This window comes from Bacillus sp. JJ1127 (genome assembly GCF_036965845.1).
Classification (GTDB): domain Bacteria; phylum Bacillota; class Bacilli; order Bacillales; family Bacillaceae_G; genus Bacillus_A.
In genome coordinates, this window is sequence record NZ_JBALQK010000315.1 from 1 (window position 1) to 3,440 (window position 3,440).

A 3,440-nucleotide genomic window follows, 5' to 3' on the forward strand; every position below is an offset into this window, starting at 1 on the left:
ATTTAAATATCTATATTTTATTTTATATAAAATACCCCCACCTTAAAATTTAGCGAAAACAAAAAGTTAGATAGGGGATAAATTTCATATTATATTAAACGGCACTCCTAAGGTAGAACTTATTTTCAATAAAAAACAAACTTTTTACTATATTACTATAAAAAATGGTGTCCTTGTACTAGCTATGCAGCCACTTTAAGGACACCGTTTTTTATAAACATTAAAAATAGAATTTGATTTTAATATCCAGAAATATATTAAACACCCTCAGCTCAGTTATTCACTAATCCCTTCTAGTCGCGCTTTCGTATTTACTTCTTCCCCCATTAAACGTTTTTCAAATGTTTTTTTCCAGCTTGCTGAAAGAGCGTCAACTTCTAAAATCCTTCGTATTCCCTCAAAATTTCGTTTTTCTTTGTGCATCATATGGTTTGCATAAGCAATTGAAATACCTTTTGGGTCCGCCTGAATCTTTGCCAAAGAATCTGTCGGTGATACCCATCCTTCTTTTAAAACCCGAAAATAAAACCCGGTATATCCTGTGTTTTGAAAATAAAGTGGTAACTTCGGTATATCATACTTTTTCGCTAATTTAAAACAAGGCTGCCTCGGCTGACTTACTTGTACCACCGCTTCTCCAACTTGAAATATATCCCCTATACAAACATCTTCTTCAAGCATTCCCTGCACTGTTATATTTTCTCCAAAAGCACCGTATACAAGGTTACAATTCAATTCTTTTTCCCAGTATGAATAATGGTTATACGAATAAACACAAACCGCTTTATCTTTTCCACCATGATGAATTAAATCAGCTTGCCCATCTCCTTCAAATTTTAATGATGATAAAAAGACAGGTTTATTTACCTGCGATTTGTTAATACCGGTTCGAATTAAGTTCCCTCCATATGTCACTTCTTTTGGCATACCTAAATTAAGGGAGACTAATTCATACGATTTTGTCATCCCTACTCCCTCCTTTTTCTGCCTTCACATATAAAGGCGGCACATGATATACTCCGGTTGACACAGCTTCTTGATATCTTTTATGAAGTTCTTGAGAATAATCCCCCAGTAGTATATTAGATCTTCGCAAAGTTTCATCACCTCATCTATTTTCTCACAATAGTTACGTTACTCATTTACTAATGTGATTATAAATTCCGGAAAAACATTGTTCAATTCAATTATTTATATAATAATGATAGGTAAACCCTATAATCAGAGGTGGTTCCAATCGAATTACGACAATTAGAATACTTTTTAGCAGTTTCGAAAGAATTACATTTTACAAAAGCAGCAGAGAAATTAAATATTTCACAGCCTTCTCTTAGTCAACAAATCCGCACACTTGAACATGAAATTGGTATGCCGCTTTTTGATCGAATTGGCAAAAAAATATCTTTAACCGCAGCAGGAAAAATTTTATTAGCACATAGTAAAAAAGTCTTTCATGAAGTAGAACAAGCTCGTGCCGCAATTCGAGATTTAAATGGACTCCAACAAGGAAAATTAACCATCGGTGCTTTGTTAACGGTCGTAAACTACTTATTACCACCAGCCATTTTGAAATTTAATGAGTTATATCCCAAAATTGAACTTTCTATATTAGGACTTCGTACTGGAGAAATTCGTGAAAGATTATTACAAAATGAATTAGACATTGGGATTACATTTCTTCCTGTTCAAGATAAAGAAATCATATCTATCCCGCTTTATCAAAGTGAGCTTACTTTAGTAGTTCCAACAGGTCATGAACTAACAAAACAAAGTGCTGTATCAATGGAAATATTACAGAACTATCCTGTTATCCTCCTACCTCAAAATTTCTTTTTAACGCAGCTGATTACTTCACATTGTCAAAGCTTTAAATTTACACCGAAACCAATTTTAGAAATAAGTACAATGGAATCATTAATTCAAATGGTTTCAAAAGAAATGGGAATTACCGTTTTACCCAAACCGTATATAGACTTTCTACAAAGTGAGCATATTCAATCTATTAGAATCGAGAATCCTAGCCCAACAATCGACATTGGAATTATCTATAGAAAGGACAAATATATGTGCGCTGCTACAAGGGAGTTTATTGAGCAATTAAAAACAATTGTAGATACTTTTTAAAACTATTGTTGTAAAAGAGAATTATAACAAAAACCAATTAGCATTTCAGTCTATTGAAGCGCCACTATTTATAAAGAGCCATGCTATTTATCATAAATCCAGATGGATATTTCCCGTATTACAATTTTTTCTTACGCTATTTAAGTGGTAAATCAAATAACCTTGTCTTAACAGAGTTCTTCTCTAGTATTAAGACAAGGTTCTCCCCAAATTATGTATAGTATTTTATATTATTTCTTAACTTGTTCACCACTTGCTATTAATGTACTTCCGGAAAATGTCTCTTTTTGCATAAATAGTTTATCAACTAGCTCTTTCTGCTCAGCTTGTGACATTACACCTTTACCTTCACCAAGATTCCCGCTTTGCAATTTCCAGATCGTATTATGATCTTTATCTACTTTCTCGTATTTTCCTTGGTTCCATCTCTCTAAAATATCTACATATGTATTTGTATGACCTAGATCATTGCTCTTCACAATTTCTAATAAACTTTCAATTCGTTCTTGCGTTATAAAAATATATCCCCATTTTTGATCCGCTTTTACTTTTTGATGAGCCATTTCGTGTAATGCAATTTGTACCTTTTCATCGGTCCACTTAAAGTTTTTATTAAAATCACTATTTGGTAATGAATAATTACCATTTTCTAATAACTTCGCATTCTCTGCTTTCACTTTACTATCTGCTAATACTTCCACTGCAGGAGCCGCTGTTGGTACCTTTTTAGCAATTGGTTTACTATGATTCATATAATATAAGAGTCCATAAGTAATCGCTACACCGATTACAGCCATCCCTGCAATTACCCCTAGTATTTTCAATAGCGTTTTCATTGTGCATGTTTCCTCCCCAGTATTCCGTCTCTCGTTTTCTTCACACTTATTGAATATACTTTTCTATTAAATTTCTTTCTCTATTCCCACTCCTCTACAACACGATTTGACAAGAACCTTCATGTATTTCCTTATATTGTATTTCTTTTCAGAACAACATCGCAAGAATATTCTGAAAAAATAGTATAATTTTTAAATTGTAACTTTTATCATCCTTGGTTCTACCTACACTATTAAAATATATTCATTCAATCATTAACAAAACGACTGTGCATGGTATCGATATTTGTAGTGAAATCCCATTGCATCAACTTAAGAGATTGGTTGTTCTCCAAAACGAAAAAAATGAATTTAATTTTCATAAATAACTGTAAAATAAGAAAATTTTCGTTTTGGGGACACTTCAAAATATTAGCTTGATAGCTATGGGTGGTACCCCATTTATAAATAATTTTTATTCTTTAATTTTAAATTGTGAAA

The 3,440-nt window shown here is 32.3% G+C and carries 3 protein-coding genes and 2 pseudogenes; 2 read left to right on the plus strand and 3 right to left on the minus strand.

Going from position 1 to position 3,440, the window contains the following annotated elements:
• Window positions 1-276: 276 nt before the first annotated feature.
• Window positions 277-966 carry an MOSC domain-containing protein gene (locus tag V7183_RS23465; RefSeq protein ID WP_097894921.1) on the minus strand — a complete coding sequence of 230 codons (690 nt, stop codon included), beginning with the start codon at window positions 964-966 and terminating at the stop codon, window positions 277-279.
• A gap of 10 nt (window positions 967-976) precedes the next feature.
• Window positions 977-1,096 (minus strand): annotated as a pseudogene (locus tag V7183_RS26055) (aminotransferase class III-fold pyridoxal phosphate-dependent enzyme); the annotation flags it as partial.
• A 131-nt stretch (window positions 1,097-1,227) separates the two neighbouring features.
• On the opposite strand from V7183_RS26055, the gene V7183_RS23470 reads away from it, so the two are divergent.
• Both V7183_RS23470 and V7183_RS23475 read left to right on the plus strand, forming a co-directional pair.
• A complete protein-coding gene (locus tag V7183_RS23470) occupies window positions 1,228-2,124 on the plus strand; it encodes a LysR family transcriptional regulator (protein ID WP_097894922.1) in 897 nt (298 codons plus the stop codon).
• 4 nt (window positions 2,125-2,128) lie between these two features.
• Window positions 2,129-2,275, plus strand: a pseudogene (locus V7183_RS23475) (LysR family transcriptional regulator); the annotation flags it as partial.
• 79 nt (window positions 2,276-2,354) lie between these two features.
• Here the strand turns inward: V7183_RS23475 and V7183_RS23480 are convergent.
• The gene (locus V7183_RS23480; protein ID WP_335361011.1) at window positions 2,355-2,960 is read right to left on the minus strand and encodes a PRK06770 family protein; all 606 of its coding nucleotides are present in this window, start codon (window positions 2,958-2,960) and stop codon (window positions 2,355-2,357) included.
• Window positions 2,961-3,440 lie beyond the last annotated feature (480 nt).